General features: G+C 43.6%; 16 protein-coding genes, 2 tRNA genes and 1 pseudogene. 8 read left to right on the top strand and 11 right to left on the bottom strand.

The genetic code is table 11. The features are described from left to right. Together CI959_RS20375 and CI959_RS20370 are read right to left on the bottom strand one after the other, a co-directional pair. Positions 1-585 (bottom strand): nitroreductase family protein, encoded by a 585-nt coding sequence (locus CI959_RS20375; RefSeq protein WP_057317001.1) that lies wholly within the window; start codon positions 583-585, stop codon positions 1-3. A gap of 29 nt (positions 586-614) precedes the next feature. Further along, positions 615-2,903: a cation:proton antiporter gene (locus CI959_RS20370; protein WP_008779573.1), complete on the bottom strand. Its 2,289-nt coding sequence runs from the start codon at positions 2,901-2,903 to the stop codon at positions 615-617. A 98-nt stretch (positions 2,904-3,001) separates the two neighbouring features. On the opposite strand from CI959_RS20370, the gene CI959_RS20365 reads away from it, so the two are divergent. Further along, entirely contained in the window at positions 3,002-5,020 is a 2,019-nt protein-coding gene (locus CI959_RS20365) for an alpha amylase C-terminal domain-containing protein (RefSeq protein WP_009017118.1), read from the top strand. Between the two features lie 22 nt (positions 5,021-5,042). Beyond that, positions 5,043-6,020 (top strand): type I phosphomannose isomerase catalytic subunit, encoded by a 978-nt coding sequence (locus tag CI959_RS20360; protein WP_005858180.1) that lies wholly within the window; start codon positions 5,043-5,045, stop codon positions 6,018-6,020. 74 nt (positions 6,021-6,094) lie between these two features. Here CI959_RS20360 and CI959_RS20355 read toward each other — a convergent pair whose 3' ends face one another. Genes CI959_RS20355 through hcp form a run of 4 tightly spaced genes read right to left on the bottom strand, consistent with a single transcriptional unit; the run spans position 6,095 to position 10,226 of the window. Then, the gene (locus CI959_RS20355) at positions 6,095-6,667 is read right to left on the bottom strand and encodes a DNA-3-methyladenine glycosylase I (protein ID WP_005858179.1); all 573 of its coding nucleotides are present in this window, start codon (positions 6,665-6,667) and stop codon (positions 6,095-6,097) included. Between the two features lie 11 nt (positions 6,668-6,678). Beyond that, positions 6,679-7,617: a ketopantoate reductase family protein gene (locus tag CI959_RS20350; RefSeq protein ID WP_057317002.1), complete on the bottom strand. Its 939-nt coding sequence runs from the start codon at positions 7,615-7,617 to the stop codon at positions 6,679-6,681. A gap of 49 nt (positions 7,618-7,666) precedes the next feature. Continuing rightward, a complete protein-coding gene (locus tag CI959_RS20345) occupies positions 7,667-8,524 on the bottom strand; it encodes a pyridoxamine kinase (protein ID WP_005858177.1) in 858 nt (285 codons plus the stop codon). Between the two features lie 55 nt (positions 8,525-8,579). Further along, positions 8,580-10,226 carry a hydroxylamine reductase gene (gene hcp / locus CI959_RS20340; RefSeq protein WP_005858176.1) on the bottom strand — a complete coding sequence of 549 codons (1,647 nt, stop codon included), beginning with the start codon at positions 10,224-10,226 and terminating at the stop codon, positions 8,580-8,582. Positions 10,227-10,340: 114 nt separating this feature from the next. Here hcp and CI959_RS20335 point away from each other — a divergent pair, with 114 nt between their 5' ends. The 3 genes and pseudogenes from CI959_RS20335 to CI959_RS20325 all read left to right on the top strand — a co-directional run. Further along, positions 10,341-10,985 carry a Crp/Fnr family transcriptional regulator gene (locus tag CI959_RS20335; RefSeq protein WP_005858175.1) on the top strand — a complete coding sequence of 215 codons (645 nt, stop codon included), beginning with the start codon at positions 10,341-10,343 and terminating at the stop codon, positions 10,983-10,985. 87 nt (positions 10,986-11,072) lie between these two features. Continuing rightward, positions 11,073-12,032, top strand: a complete 960-nt coding sequence (locus CI959_RS20330) for a hypothetical protein (RefSeq protein ID WP_022192725.1) — start codon at positions 11,073-11,075, stop codon at positions 12,030-12,032. A 237-nt stretch (positions 12,033-12,269) separates the two neighbouring features. Further along, a pseudogene (locus CI959_RS20325) lies at positions 12,270-12,564 on the top strand (hypothetical protein); the annotation flags it as partial. Between the two features lie 64 nt (positions 12,565-12,628). Here CI959_RS20325 and CI959_RS20320 read toward each other — a convergent pair. Together CI959_RS20320 and CI959_RS20315 are read right to left on the bottom strand one after the other, a co-directional pair. Beyond that, a complete protein-coding gene (locus tag CI959_RS20320; protein ID WP_057317003.1) occupies positions 12,629-13,219 on the bottom strand; it encodes a Crp/Fnr family transcriptional regulator in 591 nt (196 codons plus the stop codon). Continuing rightward, complete coding sequence (locus CI959_RS20315) at positions 13,216-14,565, bottom strand: MATE family efflux transporter (protein WP_057317004.1); 1,350 nt, start codon at positions 14,563-14,565, stop codon at positions 13,216-13,218. The genes CI959_RS20320 and CI959_RS20315 overlap by 4 nt, the downstream gene beginning before the upstream one ends. Positions 14,566-14,723: 158 nt before the next feature. Here CI959_RS20315 and CI959_RS20310 point away from each other — a divergent pair, with 158 nt between their 5' ends. Then, entirely contained in the window at positions 14,724-15,599 is an 876-nt protein-coding gene (locus tag CI959_RS20310) for a DMT family transporter (RefSeq protein ID WP_022192722.1), read from the top strand. An 80-nt stretch (positions 15,600-15,679) separates the two neighbouring features. Here the strand turns inward: CI959_RS20310 and CI959_RS20305 are convergent. Next, positions 15,680-15,767 (bottom strand) — tRNA-Ser (locus tag CI959_RS20305). 1,118 nt (positions 15,768-16,885) lie between these two features. After that, positions 16,886-16,970 (bottom strand) — tRNA-Ser (locus CI959_RS20300). A gap of 192 nt (positions 16,971-17,162) precedes the next feature. Here CI959_RS20300 and trxA point away from each other — a divergent pair. After that, positions 17,163-17,636 (top strand): thioredoxin, encoded by a 474-nt coding sequence (gene trxA, locus CI959_RS20295; protein WP_005858169.1) that lies wholly within the window; start codon positions 17,163-17,165, stop codon positions 17,634-17,636. Positions 17,637-17,720: 84 nt separating this feature from the next. Next, on the top strand, positions 17,721-18,053 hold the full coding sequence (locus CI959_RS20290) for a CGGC domain-containing protein (protein ID WP_057317005.1): 333 nt from the start codon (positions 17,721-17,723) through the stop codon (positions 18,051-18,053). A gap of 82 nt (positions 18,054-18,135) precedes the next feature. Here the strand turns inward: CI959_RS20290 and CI959_RS20285 are convergent, their stop codons facing one another. Continuing rightward, complete coding sequence (locus CI959_RS20285; RefSeq protein ID WP_005858168.1) at positions 18,136-18,684, bottom strand: 30S ribosomal protein S16; 549 nt, start codon at positions 18,682-18,684, stop codon at positions 18,136-18,138. Positions 18,685-18,934 lie beyond the last annotated feature (250 nt).

Here is an 18,934-nt window from a genome sequence, read left to right as displayed (position 1 = left end):
TTACCAGCCATTGTGATGGATCTGTTGGACGTTGTATTTGTTTTTGGGAGTCTCTTTCTGCATGGGGTATCCCACAGGTATGACGTTCAACGGCATGATATGATCCGGTAGCAGAAGCTCTTTCCGGACGATCTCGATCCGGTCCGGATAGGGGTAAACAGCCGTCCATACGGCTCCCAATCCCATGGATTCGGCGGCAAGTAACAGGTTTTGCGAGGCGGCGGAACAATCCAGAAACCAAGCGTTGGAGGATTTGATCGTATCGCCGCAAACGACGATCACTTGCCTTGTCTCTTTCAGCATCCGGGCGAAGGGGAGGCCTTCGGCCATCGTATTCAAGGCTTTCCGGTCGGTTACGATAATGAATTCCCAAGGTCGCCTGTCACGGGAGGAGGGGGCGGCCATTCCGGCTCGTATCAGTTTGTCTATCTTTTCCTTTTCTACCGGGCGATCTTTGTACTTACGTACGCTTTTGCGATTGAGTATCGTTTCCAAGGTCTGGTTTTCCGGTTCCTGCCGCTGGTTCCCCGTAGAGGAGCAGGCCATGAGGAAAACGGTGATCAAGAAGAAAAGACAGATTCTCATAAAGACGGGTTTATATGGTTTATAACGGATTATTTACTTAATATCAACGTAGAAGGCATCTTCTGCAAGGCTTCTTTCCGGTGCTCGGAGACATCGTTCCATGTCTTATAACTGATCAGCATGAAGTTGAAGCCGTTGAAAGACTGGGGCGTAAGGTCTTTCTCTCGTAGAAGCGTGGTCTGCTTCACGTCTTCCGTGAATCGCAGGATTCCTTCCTTGATCACCTCGTTCCCCGGGGTCGTACTGCTGGATTTATCAAGTACGCTGGCCGAGCCGTGTGTAGACTTCAATAAGGTCTGGGCGTATCCCAACAGGAATAAATCCTCCTCGGAGTCGATGACCACGATCACGTTCGATGCCTTGACGAAATTCCGGTTCACGAATACACCTACCGGGCAATTGCTTTGCTCGATAAACATCTTCGTCTTGTCTTTCAATAAGGCACCCGGATAAAACCAGGATTCCGGAGCCTTGAAGCGTTTGAAATAACGGTTGTAGAAAGAGGCCCGGTAATGGCTTGCCGCTATATCATCCGGTGTGTTGCTCATCGATATCCCGGAACCGACCAGAAGGAAATCATACCCCTCATTGTTTACGATGCTACAAATATCCACTCCGGCGTTGTTCGATACCTCGTAGCGAGTCTGTATCTGAATGCCCAGCTTCTTGGCCCCGTAAAGGATCGGGCCGAAGCTGACTTCCTCGAAATTATCCGTGTGTAGCGGGTTTACATCCGAGCCAACCGTCAAATGCAGTGCCGTCAGCTCCAGTTTGTTTTTGCCTTGGGCGAACATCTGGTAGGCCACGTCCAGCATGATCTGTCCGTTTCCGGCTCGTCCGAAGGATAGCAGTACCTTGAATATTCCCTCCAATGGCATTCTTTCTTTTTGCTCCATCAGCTTATCATGCGCCCGGTAACAGAATTTGATGAATGAGACCAATGGGGTTGTCATAAAGGTGGTGACCAGTGTCATTAGCACTAAGATCACGAATACGGAAGGCGTCAATATCCCCATCTCGTACCCGATCGTCAATACGACCAGCTCCATCAACCCACGGGTGTTCATGAGAGCCCCTATATAGAGACTATCCTTCCAGCTCTCACCCACGAATCGGGCGGAGAACATCGCTCCCCCAAACTTTCCTGCGATGGCCACGACTATGAAGATAAGGCATAGCCACCATAATTCAGGCTTGTTTAGAAGACCTATTTCCGTACGTAATCCGGTGGATACGAAGAATAAGGGAAGAAATAGCGCAAGGGATACATCCTCTACTTTCTCGGTCATGATCTTGCGGAATTTGACATTTCCCGGCATCACCACTCCTGCGATAAAAGCGCCGAATAAGGCATGCAATCCCAATATCTCTGTCAGATAAGCCGAGGTGATCAATAGCAAGAAGATGAAAGCGACCAGCCCCTTGTCGATTACCTCCTTGTTGTGGTAGATATGTCCGATCATCCGCAGGAATGGCCGCACCGCCAAAAACATAAACACTATGTAAAGAACTGAGAATAAGATGTTGTAAACGGCACTTAGCATCGAACCCGCTTGTGCGATCGCTATGACAACCGCTAGCAAGCACCATGCGGTGATATCCCCATTCGCCGCGCTTGCCAACGAGATGGTACCCAAATGTGTCTTGGTAAGTCCTTTCTCTTGGATAATACGTGCCAATACGGGAAAGGCGGTAATACTCATGGCGATACCTATAAACAAGGCGAAAGAGAGGAAAGGCGTACTCTTATCCGCATATTTGTCGTACACGAAATAGGCGGTCAGCATACCGAAAAAGAAGGGGACGATCGTACTGGTATGACTGATTAAGATCGTCTCTTTCAGCTTTTTCCTTACCTCGGAGATATTAAGTTCCATCCCGATAGCGAACATAAAGAGTATAAGTCCGAATTGACTCAGCATATTTATATTCACCAACGATTCCACAGGAAAAAGGAAGGCGGAAGCCTCCGGGAATAAATTGCCTAATACGGACGGCCCTAGCACGATTCCGGCAACGATCTCGCCGATGACGGTGGGTTGCCCGATCTTCTGGAATAACCAACCGAACAAACGGCACGTAAGCAATATCGTGATGATTTGTAAAAGCAGAATTCCTATGGAAGACTCGATATTATGTACTAATAATTGAGTAAATATGGTAAATCCCTCTTCTAAATTACTAGGTGCGTTTTGAATGGACGCAATCGAATTTTCCAGTTGCTGACTTTCCCCTTCTTTGGCGATAAAGTACATCAGCGAACCGAAAATGAGGATCATCATTAGGTAAAAGGCTATACTTTTTGTTCCTTTGCTCATCTTTGTACGGTTTACCGCGAATATAAGAAATATCCTAATATTATCAATGGGTATGTTTTTTTCTTTTATCTTTGCCGAGAACCAAATTATAATAAATCATGGAGTCTCTAAATCTGATAAAAAATGACCCGTGGCTGGCCCCTTATGAGGCGGCTATAGAAGGCCGGTATCAATACGTGATTGATAAAGAAAAGAGCCTGACGAATAATGGTAAACTAACCTTATCCGAGATGGCTTCCGGATATCTTTATTTTGGGTTACACAAAACCACGAAAGGCTGGGTGTTCCGTGAATGGGCGCCGAATGCTACCGCTATTTATTTGATTGGAACATTCAACGGATGGCAGAAAGATAATAAATACAAGCTTAAACGTAAGGCGAATGGCATATGGGAGATCGCTTTGACCGATGCGCAGATGTGTCATGAGGACTTGTTTAAGTTGCTGGTCGAGTGGGACGGCGGTAGCGGAGAACGTATTCCCGCATGGACTCGCCGGGTGGTGCAAGATGAGCAATCTAAGATATTTAGCGCTCAAGTATGGAACCCGGAGAAACCTTATAAATTCAAGAATAAACGATTCAAACCTAAGAAGTCTCCCCTTTTGATCTACGAGTGCCATATCGGTATGAGCACTAACGAGGAGAAGGTGGGGACGTATAATGAATTCCGTCAAAATATATTGCCTCGTGTAGCGAAGGATGGTTATAACGCCATTCAGATCATGGCTATACAAGAACATCCTTATTATGGATCGTTCGGCTATCACGTAAGTAGCTTCTTCGCCGCCTCTTCCCGTTTCGGTACGCCGGACGAGTTGAAACAACTGATCGACGAGGCGCACGGGATGGGTATCGCCGTGATCATGGACATCGTACATAGCCACGCCGTAAAGAACGAGGTGGAGGGATTAGGCCGCTTTGACGGTTCGTATGACCAATATTTCCTGAGTGGCGAACGCCGTGAGCATCCGGCATGGGATTCCCTGTGCTTCAATTATGGAAAGAACGAGGTGCTTCATTTCTTATTGTCGAATTGTAAGTTCTGGCTGGAGGAGTATAAGTTCGATGGTTTCCGTTTCGACGGCGTGACCTCCATGCTTTACTACAGCCATGGCTTGGGCGAGGCTTTCTGTAATTACGGCGATTATTTTAATGGCCACCAAGATGGCGACGCTATCGCTTATCTAACCTTGGCCAATAAATTGATCCATGAGGTGAATCCGGGCGCTATAACGATCGCCGAGGAGGTGAGTGGCATGCCGGGTTTGGCAGCCAAGGTCGAAGATGGTGGTTATGGCTTTGATTATCGCATGGCCATGAACATCCCGGATTATTGGATCAAGACGATCAAGGAAAAGAAGGATGAGGATTGGCATCCGTCTTCGATCTGGTGGGAGACGACGAACCGTCGTGCCGATGAGAAGACGATCAGTTATGCCGAGAGCCACGATCAAGCCTTGGTGGGTGATAAGACGATCATCTTCCGCTTGATCGACGCCGATATGTATTGGCATATGCAAAAAGATGACCATAATTTCATGGTAGATAGAGGTATCGCCTTGCATAAGATGATCCGTTTGGTTACGGCTTCTACCATTAATGGCGGTTATCTGAACTTCATGGGAAATGAGTTTGGGCATCCGGAGTGGATCGACTTCCCAAGGGAGGGCAATGGATGGTCTTATAAATACGCTCGCCGCCAATGGAATTTGGTGGACAACTTGGATTTGAAGTACCATTTCTTGGGCGATTTCGACCGTGAGATGTTGGAATTGATCGGGGATGTGAAGAATTTCCAAGATACCCCTATCCAGAAGGTTTGGGATAATGATGGCGATCAGATATTGGCTTATATGCGTAAAGACTTGGTTTTTGTGTTCAACTTTAGCCCGACGAAATCGTTCACGGATTACGGTTTCTTGGTTCCGAAGGGAGAATATGAGGTCGTATTGAACACTGACGCTACCCGTTTCGGGGGGTTTGGCTTGGCTGATGATACCATAAGGCATTTCACGCAATTTGATCCGTTATATAAGAAAGAAAAGAAAGAATGGCTGAAACTTTATATCCCGGCACGTAGCGCCGTCGTATTAAGGAAAGTGAAGGTCAAAAAGTAAAACTCTATACACAAAACACGTTATGTTATATCCATTTACATTTAAGCCGATCCTCAAGAAGGTGATTTGGGGCGGTTCAGATATCTGCCCGTTTAAGGGTATTACTCCGGTTGAGAATGGTGTAGGCGAGAGCTGGGAGCTTTCTCATGTTGAGGGAAATTATTCTATTGTCGATAATGGCGAGTTGGAAGGCAAGTCTTTGGATGAGTTGATCCGCTCTTATGGCAAGGAGTTGCTGGGAGAGAAGGTGATGGAGAGATTCGGGACGACTTTCCCGTTGCTAATCAAGTTTATCGATGCCCGTGATAATTTATCTATTCAAGTTCACCCGGACGATGAGCTGGCGAAAAAGCGCCACAACTCTTTCGGTAAGACGGAGATGTGGTATGTGATCAAGGCGGAGAAAGGCGCTGGCCTATATTCCGGTTTCTCTGAGCAAATCGACGCAGAGGAATACGTGAAACGGGTGGAGAACAATACGATCATGGATGTGCTTCAACGTTACGACGTAAATGAAGGTGATGTATTTTTCTTGCCGGCGGGACGTGTGCATGCGATCGGAGCGGGTTGTTTTATCGCAGAGATCCAGCAGACTAGTAATATCACGTATCGTATTTACGATTACAACCGTAAAGACGCGAACGGTAATGGCCGTGAGCTGCATACGGAATTGGCGAAAGACGCGATCGATTATACGTTGTATCCGGATTACCGTACTCACTACAAAGGTCATACGAATGCCACGGTAGAGTTGGCGGACTGTAAGTATTTCACGACAAACCTTTTGGATCTGGATACGATTATGGTTCGTAATTTCTCGGAACTGGATTCTTTTGTCGTTTATATCTGTATGGCAGGCAAGGCTTCCATCCGTGATAATAAAGGAAACGAGATCTTTGTACACCAAGGTCAAACTGTCTTGATCCCTGCGGACACGGAGGTAATAACCATCTCTCCGGCTCCGGGCGCTAAGTTCATGGAGACTTATATCGGTCAATAAGATCGATGCGCTAAATAATAATGAGGGGGTGTGTCAAATCTAATAAACCGGACTTTTGACACATCCCCTTTTTATTATCCTTTCCTGCAAACGCAGTCTATCAGATGATCATTGATAAATCCCGAAGCCTGTAGGTGGGCGTAACAAATTGTAGGTCCGAAGAATTTGAAGCCCCTCTTCTTCATGTCCTTGCTCATGGCTTCGGATTCAGGCGACGTGACAGGGATCTCGCTCAATGACCGGAATGTGTTGATAATCGGTTTTCTGTCGGGAAAGAATGACAGGGTGTAATTGTAAAAGCTGCCGAACTCCTTTTGTATGGCGAGGAACAGCCTTGCGTTTGTGATTGTGGATTTGATTTTCTGGCGGTTTTTCACGATACCCTCAAACCGCATCAACCGTTCAACATCCTCATCGGTCATTTGCGCTACCCGTTCGGTGTCGAAGTCACAAAAAGCCTTACGATATCCCTCACGCTTCCGAAGGATTGTTATCCAACTCAATCCGGCTTGAGAGCTTTCCAATACAAGAAACTCGAACAGTGTTTTATCGTCAGTCACCAACTTTCCCCACTCTTGATCGTGGTACGCCATATACAACTCGTCAGTTCCGCACCAACCGCAACGCCCGTTTATTAGATCTTCCATAATGTATGATATTACTGATTTTTCGGATAGGGATAAAAAGACAATCCGTTATACATAAATCGATAAGTAGGGACATCAACGCCGAGCTTCTCCGCTTGACGAATAACATATCCGGTCAATGTTTCCAACTCTGTTTTTTTCCCGGCGAGAAAATCACTATGCATGGAAGTCGTGGAGCCGGCCGGCATCATCTTTTGCGTCTCGATGGAAGTATAGACGATGTCATCGGGTAAACTGACTCCCATAGCCTCCGCTACGCTTTTTAATTCCGTACCCAAAGCGATGAATAGATCAATATGTTGGGCTAGTACTTCATCAATGGGCTGGTTGAAGAAACTCGTAGCCGTAGCCGCCGTAGAGATCATGAAGAATTTCTTCCAGATGTGTAGGTCTATATCCGCTGGATTAAAAGCGTTTAACCGGGCATACATAAGTAATTTAAGCAACTCGGTTTGCTTATCTTTGTTTGCATCTTTGTTGCCGAAGAAAATACGTTCCTTCAAGGAGAATTTCTCGACAACACCCGGCTCTGTCAAGCGGGAACCGATATAAACACATCCTTTCCAGACCTCTTGTCCGGGTAGTATATTATGGATTCGTTCTTCGATATCCAATCCGTTTAGCAAGGGGATGATAACGGTCTTAGGTCCGATAACAGGCTTTAGCTGCTGGATGTTTTCTTCTAGATCGTAACTTTTTGTACAACAGAAAAGGTAGTCTACCGGCCCTATCTCGGCGGGATTATCGGTGGCTAGTGCCGGAGCCGTATGGATTGTCCGGATGCCTAGTTGCATTTGTAAACCTTTTTCACGGATAGCCTTTAGATTTTCTCCACGGGCGATAAAAAAGATATCTGCTTTTATTGTTCCTTGATAGCGGGCGGCGACCATACCTCCGTAATAACCACCCACCGCACCGATACCAGAAAACGCTATTCTTAATTTAGCCATACTATTATATTCCTTTTATTTGCAAATATGAGAAAAAAAAGGCTCTCATTTATATCAGTTTCAGTTCTTTTAGTAAATCCGGAATGGATTGTTCGAAGTTCACGCCAAAGCGATAATCCGTTTGCGCCTTGAATGTTCGAAGAATACTTTCTGCCGTGAAGCGAACGGCTATTTCCGCAGATCTCTCCAAGTTGAAATTATTTAACAAACCGGACAGTAAAGCACTTGCGAAAACATCTCCCGTACCATGATAATAACCGGGTATTTTCTCTGTTAAAACATACTCTGTCGCATTTCGTTCCATATCGAAAGTGGCGGCTCCCAGTTCTTTCTCGTCGAAATAGACACCGGTCAAGACAACTTGCTTAGGGCCTAGCTGACTTAGCTTATGTAAAATACCATCGATATAAGCTTTGGTATAGGGACCTGCTTGGTAGGGTTCGCCCAACAATAATGCGGCCTCCGTCAGGTTCGGCACGATAATATCCGCTCTTTCACAAAGGGATCTCATTCCTTTCGCAAATTTAGGGGTGAAGATCTTGTACAGTTCTCCGTTATCGCCCATGACAGGATCGACTAGAATCAGGTTATCTTCCCGCTTGAAAAGGGAGAAGAACTCTTTTACGATATCTAATTGCTCGAAAGATCCAAGAAAGCCGCTGTAGACGGCGTCGAAACGGATATCTAATTCTTTCCAATGCTTCATGAACGGACGCATATCTTCCGTCAAGTCTCTATATGTATAGCCGAGAATACCTCCTGTGTGTGTAGAAAGTATGGCCGTAGGTAAGGCGCTTGTCTCTATTCCTGCCGCCGAGAGGATCGGGAGGGCAACTGTCAATGAACATTTGCCGAATCCCGATAGGTCATGAATGGCGGCTACTCTTTTTTGTTGTTCCTTATTCATCTTGAATCGATTAAAATGTGATAGGAAAACAAGAGCGGATCGGTAAAGGTTTATTTTACTTTCCTAGAAATAGTTCCATGTCTTCGTCTACACTACCTATTCCGGCGATCCCGAAATTATCGACCAATACTTTGGCTACATTCGGCGACAAGAACGCTGGCAATGTCGGTCCTAAGTGAATGTTTTTTACGCCTAGGTAGAGTAGGGCGAGTAATACGATTACCGCTTTTTGCTCGTACCATGCGATATTGTATGCGATAGGTAATTCATTGACATCATCCAGCCCGAAGATCTCTTTTAACTTGAGGGCGATCATCACCAATGAGTAACTGTCATTACATTGTCCGGCATCTAATACCCGTGGAATACCTCTGATCTCCCCCAAAGGCAGTTTGTTGTAACGATATTTGGCACAACCGGCGGTTAATATGACGGTATCTTTCGGTAATTTCTCGGCGAATTCGGTATAGTAGCTACGGCTCTTCATTCTTCCGTCGCAACCTGCCATGACAAAGAATTTACGTATCGCTCCTGATTTTACGGCATCGATAACCTTGTCGGCTAATTGGAATACCTGCTCATGAGCGAATCCACCGATGATTTCCCCATGTTCGATTTCCGTTGGAGGGGCGCATTTCTTTGCGTGTTCGATTAACGCAGAGAAATCCTTAGAGCCTCCGGGCTTACGATCGGCGATATGTGGGAATCCTTCGAACCCGGTAGAGCCGGTCGTATAGACCCGATCGGCATAAGTGGCGGAAGAACGGGGAGGGACAAGGCAGTTGGTCGTAAACAGGATAACTCCATTGAATGTCTCGAAATCGGATGTTTGTTTCCACCAGGCGCTACCGTAGTTTCCTACAAAATGCTTATACTTCTTGAAAGCCGGGTAATAATGTGCGGGAAGCATCTCGCTATGTGTATAGACATCTATGCCTGTACCTTCGGTTTGTTCCAGCAAGTCTTGAATGTCTCTCAAGTCGTGCCCACTGATAAGTATACCCGGGTTCTTTCCTACGCCGATATTCACTTTCGTAATTTCCGGGTTGCCATAGGTGGAAGTATTCGCTTTATCTAATAAGGCCATGGCTTTTACTCCGTATTCGCCGCAGGTAAGTACCCATTGGGTTAAATCGGCGACAGTCAGGTCTGATCGAGTCGTCGCTACCAAGGCATCTTGCATAAAGGCATAGAGGCTGGTATCCTCGAAACCTAGGTTGTAAGCGTGCTCCACGTAGGCGGCCATACCTTTAACCCCATAAGTGAGTAATTCGCATAGAGAACGGATATCCTCGTTTTCTGTGGCAAGAATACCTACTTCTTTCGCTTTGACCTCCATTTCCTCTACTTTATCCGATTTCCAAGTCAGACAGTCGCAGGTTAAGGAAAGATGGATTCCCAGTCGATGCAATTCGTTGAGAAGGTTCTCCCGTAGCTGATAGGCTTCCTTGATCTTTGAGACGAACCTGGATGAATCGAAATTGGCGTTTGTGATGGTCATGAAAAGTCCGTCTACGATAAACTTATTGGCCGTGGATGATTCCACGCCTTGTTTGCGTAAAGTCGTTGTTAATTTGGAGATTCCCTTCATTAAGTACATCAGTAAATCTTGTAATCCGGCCACTTCGGCGGTCTTACCACATACACCTTTTAATGTGCAGCCCTTTCCTTGGGCGGTTTCTTGACATTGATAACAGAACATAGCTTTTATTTTTAAAGTTTATCGCGAATGTAGGGGGGAGAAGGTCGTTTAATCTGTAACAGTTGTTACACTCTTTGATTATTTTCTTTATCTTTATCCGCAAAAGGAAGTTTTATGAATCTGAGTTTGTGTCCTATTTGCGGAAAATTGTCTGAGGAAGAGCAAACCGCTCTTTTCAGTTCGTTGGATTATTCGACAAGGTCGTTTAAGAAAGGTGACTGGGTGGCTCGTCAGGGAGATGCCTTATCTTCGCTTTATCTATTGAGTAAAGGACGGGTAAAGACTGAGATGATCACCGAAAGCGGGACAATTCTGGAAGTGGAGACTTTATCGGCGCCTACTCCTTTGGCCTCCGCATTTTTGTTTGCGGAAAATAATCGCTTCCCGGTAGATGTTATCGCCTTGGAGGAATGCGAGATTATTTTAATACCTAAGAGTGCGGTGATGCGTTTGCTGGCGACAAACGAGCATTTTCTTCAAAGCTATATGGCTTTTAACGCCAACCGAACACAATTTCTTTCTGAACGTCTTCAATTATTATCGATTAAGACCATTAAAGGTAAACTGGCTTACTATATACTTAAACGTATTCAAGGGGATCATTATAAGCAGGATCGTAATCAAACAGAGCTTTCGGAATATTTTGGAGTGGCTCGTCCTTCATTGGCCCGTAGTTTCTCGGAAATGATAGAGGAAGGGGCTATTTCCCGGGAAGGGAAAATAGTTGATATGAATAAGCTGAAAAGCTACGTGCTTTGAAAATCCATCTACGAATGTACTTGTTCTCGAAACAACTCCCTCTCTATATATGTTACTAGAGTAGATGATTTTTCATTCGACATGGTTATGATGATAAATGAATTAAATACAGGCTTGATTGAAGCTTTAAAAGAAAAACTTCCCCCTAAGACAAATTTGGCGAATCTGTTGATGGATACCCTTTATATTGGCAGAGAAGCCATTTATAGGCGCTTACGTGGCGAGGTTCCTTTCACCTTGGAAGAGGCTGCTCTTATCTCAAGGAAATTGGGTGTGTCATTGGATAAAATAGTAGGGGTTAGTTTTGGTGCCAATGCCGTGTTCGACTTGAATGTGGTAGATCACGATGATCCTTTTAATGCTTATTTTACGATCTTGTCTAGATATGTGAAGATCTTTAGGGCCTTTCAGGATGATCCTACTACGGCTTTGGGTACCTCTTCCAATACTATTCCTCAGACCCTTTATTTGAAGCATGACCTTTTGTCAAAGTTTCGTTTATTTAAGTGGATGTATCAGAATAAGCATATCCAATGCAATCATTTTGAGAATCTGAAGATACCGGAAAAACTGGTTGATACCCAAAGAGAATTTGTATCGTTGACACAGTATATCCATTCTACGGATTATATTTGGGATAATATGATCTTCCATCATTTGGTCAATGACATTAAATATTTCTCCGATATCCATCTTATTTCCTGTGAGGATATACAACGTATCAAAGAGGAGTTATTAGTGTTGGTGGATGAATTGGAAGAACTTGCCATGAGAGGAAAGACCGAGGCTGGCAATAGTGTACGAATTTATGTATCGCATATTAACTTTGAGGCTACGTATAGTTATCTGGAAACAAGTTCTTTGCAGTTAAGTATGATACGGGTTTACTCGATAAATTCTATTACGACACAGGATACTGAGATGTTTAATAGCTTGAAAGACTGGATTCAATCTTTAAAAAAGTTCTCTACCATGATCTCCGAGAGTGGAGAGATGCAACGTATCCAGTTTTTCAATAGACAAAGGGAGATTATAAATACGCTTTAGGGTTTGAACCTGTTTCGATAAATGAAACAACCTAGATATTCCGATTGCGCGATTCGAAATTTATAGGTGCTTTTTTAGTTTAATTTCGTTTTCTATCTTTTTCTGTCTGTGTTTGCTTTAATTAGAAAAGGAACAATTCTCATAGGCTTGCTTTATCGTACAAAACTATCGTTTACATGTTTTACATTTGCCAAATGTATCAAGGAATATTAATAGTTGGAAATAAGGTATAAGGCAATGAAAGATAGTATTGTAAATGAATTGATAACCGCAATGAAAGATAGGCTTCCTCCCGGACAAAATCTTGCTAATTTCTTGACGGATACTTTATGTATCGGGAGAGAGGCGGTGTACCGCAGGCTTCGTGGGGAGGTCGCTTTTACGATTGATGAGGTTGCGCAAATTTCCTGTAAGTTGGGATCAGATCATAGGAAATCACTTGTATAATAGAGTGACTTTCGATATGAACTTGCTCCGATCCGCTAATGCGATAGAAAGTTATTATGAGATTATTGATCGTTATTTACGGATTTAACGTATTGACTTTATGAAAAGTCAGAGGTTGGTTATCGATGCGTTATAAAAATGAAGAGGCTTTACACGATAAAGGTTAAAGAACTAGTTAATTTCGCCCGGATTCTACTTAAGGATTGAGCCGTGACACCTAGATAAGAAGCTATATATTTTAGGGGGACGGATTGGATGATTTCGGGCTGCTTGTCCAATAGAATGGCGTAACGTTCAATGGCGGTTCGTTTGTAAGAACTTAACCATGAAGTCTCGATCTCAAGCATAAAATTCTCTAGAATCCTTCTTCCGATATTTGCTAATTGCACGGAGGATTGAAATAGGATTTCTAGTTTCTGTTTGGATAGGCAATACGCCTCGCTTTCCGTAACGGCTTCTATGGTATAAAGAGAAGGAGAGCCGGAAGTATATCCCCATACCGGGAGTGCGATCTCGCTCTCCACGGCGAACCAAAAGGTATCTTCCGTCCCATCTTTAAATGTATAAGCCCGCCAGATTCCCTTGGATAAGATATACATATTCGTGTTTATCTCACCTTCATGTACGATTATATCTTTGGGGACAAACGACATCATCTCTGCGCTTTCCAGCAATAACTGCATGGCCTGCTCAGAGATTGAAAACCGTTCCATCACTTTCTGGCGAACTTCCTCTTTCATGCTCTTCTACGTTTCAATAGATAGTATACCACTATGATTACAAAAGTAATTAATTCCGACAAAGGTACGGCCAGCCAAATACCTTTAATTCCGCAGACAACAGGTAGGTACATGAAACTTAGGGTGATAATCACGATTCCTCGTAGAATAGTGAATAGCGTAGCGGGTTTGAAACGTTCTATGCTCTGGTAGTACCCGATACAAACGATATTGAGAGCGAAAAAGACATATCCCAAAGAAAAATAGGGAATGCCGGAGACCGCTATCTCGTAAGCGTTGCCATGATTACCGAGAAATAAGGAGGAGACTTCCGGGCAGAATAAAATAGTACCCACGCAGGCGAGTCCTCCGCACACGACAGCGCATAGCAGGGCTAACTTAAACGCCTGCCGTACTCTTTTCCACTGCTGTATGCCATAGTTGTAGCTTATGATCGGCTGGGTAGACTGGGCGATCGCATTGTTCACCATGAATACGATAGGAAAGCAATAACAGGCTACACTATAGGCGGCAACCCCGTCTTCCCCAAGGTATCTCATGAATATATAATTACCCACCAGCATCATACAAGCGATAGCTGCCTCAGTTAAGAACGCGGAAGAACCAAGCTTTACCATGTATCCGATATTGCGGATTGTCAATAAGATACTTTTAAGCGAGAATTTAGGGCGGTAAAGATGTAATACTTTAGAAAAACCTACGATATAAACCACGATCATAATACTTCCTACGATTACGGAAATAGCGGAAGCTAAAGCGGCTCCCATTAATCCCCAATGCAATGGGAAAACGAAAATATAGTCTAATGTTAGGTTTATCAGGGCCGGGATAGCGCTGCATAACATGGCGTATGTAGGTGATCCGTCTAACCGGATAATGAATAACCCGATATTCAATAACATGTAAAAGGCAAGGAACGGGACGATCCAGTTCATATATTCCAATACGGAGGGCAATAATTGTTCGGAACTACCCAATAAAAGAGCGACCTCAGTACGGAATGTCATCACTAACAAGGAAAGCGATAACATAATACATAATGAGACCGAAAGCGCTTGCGTGATATTAATATTCGCTACCTTGACTTTCTGGTGTGAAAGGTGGATCGAGGCGACGATAGATGCGCCTACTCCGAACATAAGCCCGATTCCGGTTGCTAACATGAAAAAAGGAGCCACGATATTTACCGCAGCCAAGGCGTCATTTCCTACGCCTCTTCCTACGAATATTCCATCGGCGATATTAATAGTGGCGGAAAGGATCATACCTAATAAGGTAGGGATAAACATCATACGGAACAACTTCGGAATGTTCATTGTTCCAAAATCAATACTGTCTTGCATCATCAGTTTCTTTTCTTTTTATTTTTGCGGCACAAAAGTAGGCTTCTCTATTTAGAAAAAAGTTACCATTAGGGTAAAAAACGGAGTATTTATCAAGTTTGAATTCGATAGCTTATATTTCCTTTGTACATTTGTCCATAATTAAATAGAATAGTGACATAGTGAAAGACGCATTTATAAAACTGCATATATCTATTATTTTGGCAGGTGCGACGGGCATATTTGGAAAATTGATTAGCTTGAATGAAGCCCTATTGGTCTGGTATCGTATGATGCTTGCGTCTTTGTTGTTTTTACTCGTTTTATCCGTCAGCAAAAGATTGAATCGAATTTCTTTCGGGGATGCCTTGAGAATAGGGGGAGTAGGGTTATTGCTGGGATTGCATTGGGTTTTCTTTTATGGAAGTATAAAGGCTTCGAATGTGTCTATTGGAGTGGTTTGTTTTTCTCTGGTAGGTTTCTTTACGGCTTTTCTAGAGCCATTGATTAATTGTCATAGAGTGTCTTTCAAGGAGGTTGTTTTTAGTTTGTTGACTTTATTCGGGGTGGTACTGATTTTCCATTTCGATACTCGCTATCGTTTAGGAATAGGTTTGGGTATTATATCATCCGCTTTAGCGGCTTTGTTCACGATCACGAATAAGAAGATCGGAAATAATTATTCAACAAGTACCATGCTCTTGTATGAAATGGTAGGTGGCTTTATCGGGCTTTCCTGTATTTTACCGTTCTATTTGCGATATTTTCCTGTATCGACGATTGTTCCCGGGCTATTAGATTTTACTTATTTATTGCTTTTAGCTTCTGTTTGTACGATTGGTTTGTATTTACTTCAGATACAAGTCCTGAAAAAGATCTCTGCGTTCACGATAAACTTGAGTTATAATCTGGAACCTATTTATAGCATTATCTTGGCTATGCTTCTTTTTAGTGAGGCTAAAGAGTTGAACGCCGCTTTTTATATAGGGCTAGGGGTAATAATATTGTCTGTCATCTTACAAACACTAAGTGTTATTCGATCAAACAAGAAGATTTAGTGTAGGTAACAAAAAATCTAAAAAGTCCCACAAATCGTTGGATTTGTGGGACTTGACTGTTCATTATCTGGTTAGTTCTGCGGAGAGAGCGGGATTCGAACCCGCGAAACCCTTTAGGGGTTTACACGCTTTCCAGGCGTGCCTCTTCAACCACTCGAGCATCTCTCCAAGGTCTTGTTGAAACCGGGTGCAAAGGTATTGATTTTTTTTGATTATGCAAGAGTTTCGCTTGCGAATTTACATAGAGATGCAATGTCTGGATGCGATTACTTGGCTCACCCGATATTTATTGGGAACAGAGTTAATTCAAAGGGATAAAACAAGAATCGCGGATGTCAGCTTAACGCGATGAATGGTATCTTTTTGATTGAAATGCCTTCTTTTTCACGACACGGCTCTCTGGCTATAAAAGCCAACGAGCGTAAACGGGGAGCGCGAACAAGCTGCCACAACCGCTTTTTAACACGATAAACGTCGCTTTTTAACGAATATATACGTATCAACCTACACATATAGCTGTATCAACTCACACATATAGCAGTGTCAACCCACACATATAGTCGCGTCAAGCTACACATATAGTGGCGTAAGCCTACACATATATAGGCATCGGCCCTCAGATGCGGTAGCGTTGGGCATTATTACCGCCTAACGACCGTAAAACATGAACTAGGGTGAATTATTTCGACTGGAACGAAAGGCCGTTTTTCAGCAAACAGCTATCAAATAGAGAATTGCTGTTTTTTTCTCTCGAATTGGGAAGCGAGACTCACTTAGGTACGGAATAATCGATTCTCCGGGACTTCAGATTACAAGTTGTCAAAAAGACAAATGGGCCACTTGTATCTATAGTTCCTCTGCCATTTCCCGATAACCATCGGGGAAGAGACGGTTAATGTATAATTTATGCCTTGTCAGGTGAATAACTTACGGCTGGGGGTAGCCGTAAGCTTACGAGTCTGGAAGTGGTTAGTTATTCACTTGGGAAGCCTTTCTCAAGTGAGTTGGCCTGTTGATTAACAGGATATAAGACAGCGATTTATATGGTAATGGTTATCCCATGATCTCATCTGTTGGCCGACTTCTATATTTCTGTAGGTCGACTTGTCTTAGGTTGCCGGCTGAAATATAGATGAGCCTGAAGATACCCCCACTGATTATCAGGTGAGCCGAATTTTCTTCTGATAAGGCATTGGACACAAGACTTATAGGCAATAAAAAACCTACAAATCAGCGATTTGTAGGTTTTTGTCCACTTACTCTCTTGTTTTGTTCAGTAGGTTCTGCGGAAAGACAGGGATTCGAACCCCGGGAACCTCTCGGTTCAACGGTTTTCAAGACCGCCGCAATCGACCACTCTGCCATCTTTCCAATATGTTTTGCGATCAAACGTTTCGTTTAATTGCTTTGCAAAGGTAGTCATTCTTTTGGAATATACAAGAGTCTTATGCGCTTTTTTTCTTTTTGTTTATTCTTTTCTTTTAAGAATAGAATGTGTGGGAATCCCCTTTTTATTGCTATTTTTGTAGCAAATAATTTATCAATCAAGTAAAAGGTTTCTATATGAGAAAGTTGAAAAGTTTATGGCTGGTTTCGGTTGTGCTGCTATTAGTAAGCTGCTCGATGTCCGCTAAATCAGATAAATCAAGTGAGGCTGGTACCGCCTCCAAGGGAGAGGTCGTTACTTTGAACAAGGCAGAGTTCTTGCAAAAGGTATTCAATTACGAGAAGAACGCAACGAAATGGGTATATGAAGGTGATAAGCCTTGTATCATCGATTTTTATGCGGACTGGTGTGGTCCCTGCAAGCAAGTGGCTCCTATTTTAAGGGATTTGGCTATCCTGTATAAGAATGATATCGTAGTTTATAAGGTAAATGTGGATAAGGAAAAGGAGTTGGCTGCCGCTTTCGGTATACAAAGTATTCCTACGTTCTTGTTTATCCCTAAGGAAGGACAGCCTCAGATATCGATGGGAGCTCTTCCCCGTGAGGAGTTTGTGAAACAGATCGATACTTTCTTGTTGAAGAAGAAGTAACACGACTTAGTTAATCATCATTTATAGATCGGAAAGCCGTAGAATTTTAGATTTTACGGCTTTTTTAATTGGGAGGGATACTTTATGAAAGTAGGAATTATCAGATGTATGCAAACAGAGGATTTTTGCCCCGGTACTACTGATTTTAGGATGATCCGTGAGAAAAAGGGAGCCTTTGAGGGTGTAGAGGAAGATATTGAGATCATCGGGTTTATCAATTGCGGAGGTTGTCCCGGAAAAAAGGCCGTATTAAGGGCGAGGGAGTTGGTGAATAGAGGGGCGGATAGTATCGCTTTTGCTTCCTGTATCCAAAAAGGGACGCCGATAGGTTATGCCTGTCCTTTCGCCAAAAGGATGAAGGATGTTATCCAGAACGATTTAGGCAATGGCATCCGGCTGATCGATTATACGCATTAGGAAGATCCGGTAGCTGGTGGAAAAGGCATAAAAAAAGAGGGCATTGAAAAATGTCCTCTTTTTTATTTTGGCATCGCACGAATTATTCAGCGCTTTCAGTTGCCGGAGCTTCTTCAGCGGGAGCCGCTGCGGCTGCTTCCTCAGCTTGCTTAGCAGCTTCAGCTGCTGCCAATTCTGCTTTCTTTTTAGCTACGATTTCTGCTTTTGCCTTATTCGCTTCCTTCTCAGCCTCAAGACGTGCTTTAGCTTCTGCTCTAGCTGCTTCGCTGTCTTTTTCTTTGATAGCTTGTACGGAAGCTTGTTTGTTCTTCAACCAAGCTTGGAATTTCTCCTCAGCTGCGGCTTCGTCGAACGCACCCTTCTTAACACCTTCCAATAAATGCTTTTTCAAGCAAACGCCTTCGCGAGAAAGAATGTTACGAGTTGTGTCTGTAGGTTGAGCACCTACTTGTAACCAATACAAAGCTCTTTCGAAGTTCAAATCTACTGTAGCAGGATTAGTGTTCGGATTATAAGAACCTATCCTTTCAATAAATCTTCCATCACGTGGAGCCCTGCTGTCTGCGATCACGATTTGGTAGAAGGCGTAACCTTTACGACCGTGTCTTTGCAATCTAATTTTTGTTGCCATGTTTGAATAATTAATTTAAGCTGTTTGTATTAGCGGGTGCAAAGATAGGAGTTTCTGTTTATAAAACAAGCGTTTTGTTGGAAAATATGTGGATGTTTCTGCTTTTTTTAAAGGTAGTTTAAGGGATTAGTCCCTTATGCAATTGGTTGCCGACGGCGTCGGCAATAATGCTGACGCTGTCGGAAAGATTGCTGACGGTGTCGGAAATACTGCCGACACCGTCGGCAACCAATTTCTTCCTAGTCTTGTC

This window comes from Parabacteroides sp. AT13, assembly GCF_002272965.1.
GTDB lineage: Bacteria > Bacteroidota > Bacteroidia > Bacteroidales > Tannerellaceae > Parabacteroides > Parabacteroides distasonis.
The sequence above is the reverse complement of the archived record's forward strand: the minus strand, read 5'-3'. Positions and strand labels throughout refer to the sequence as shown.

Coding starts and splice junctions, on each gene's coding strand:
- CI959_RS20360 (WP_005858180.1), top strand. CDS start 5,043: ATGTTATATCCATTTACATTTAAGCCGATCCTCAAGAAGGTGATTTGG.
- CI959_RS20335 (WP_005858175.1), top strand. CDS start 10,341: ATGAATCTGAGTTTGTGTCCTATTTGCGGAAAATTGTCTGAGGAAGAG.
- CI959_RS20365 (WP_009017118.1), top strand. CDS start 3,002: ATGGAGTCTCTAAATCTGATAAAAAATGACCCGTGGCTGGCCCCTTAT.
- CI959_RS20350 (WP_057317002.1), bottom strand. CDS start 7,617: ATGGCTAAATTAAGAATAGCGTTTTCTGGTATCGGTGCGGTGGGTGGT.
- CI959_RS20355 (WP_005858179.1), bottom strand. CDS start 6,667: ATGGAAGATCTAATAAACGGGCGTTGCGGTTGGTGCGGAACTGACGAG.
- CI959_RS20375 (WP_057317001.1), bottom strand. CDS start 585: ATGAGAATCTGTCTTTTCTTCTTGATCACCGTTTTCCTCATGGCCTGC.
- CI959_RS20370 (WP_008779573.1), bottom strand. CDS start 2,903: ATGAGCAAAGGAACAAAAAGTATAGCCTTTTACCTAATGATGATCCTC.
- CI959_RS20320 (WP_057317003.1), bottom strand. CDS start 13,219: ATGAAAGAGGAAGTTCGCCAGAAAGTGATGGAACGGTTTTCAATCTCT.
- CI959_RS20345 (WP_005858177.1), bottom strand. CDS start 8,524: ATGAATAAGGAACAACAAAAAAGAGTAGCCGCCATTCATGACCTATCG.
- trxA (WP_005858169.1), top strand. CDS start 17,163: ATGAGAAAGTTGAAAAGTTTATGGCTGGTTTCGGTTGTGCTGCTATTA.
- CI959_RS20285 (WP_005858168.1), bottom strand. CDS start 18,684: ATGGCAACAAAAATTAGATTGCAAAGACACGGTCGTAAAGGTTACGCC.
- CI959_RS20315 (WP_057317004.1), bottom strand. CDS start 14,565: ATGATGCAAGACAGTATTGATTTTGGAACAATGAACATTCCGAAGTTG.
- CI959_RS20330 (WP_022192725.1), top strand. CDS start 11,073: ATGATGATAAATGAATTAAATACAGGCTTGATTGAAGCTTTAAAAGAA.
- CI959_RS20290 (WP_057317005.1), top strand. CDS start 17,721: ATGAAAGTAGGAATTATCAGATGTATGCAAACAGAGGATTTTTGCCCC.
- hcp (WP_005858176.1), bottom strand. CDS start 10,226: ATGTTCTGTTATCAATGTCAAGAAACCGCCCAAGGAAAGGGCTGCACA.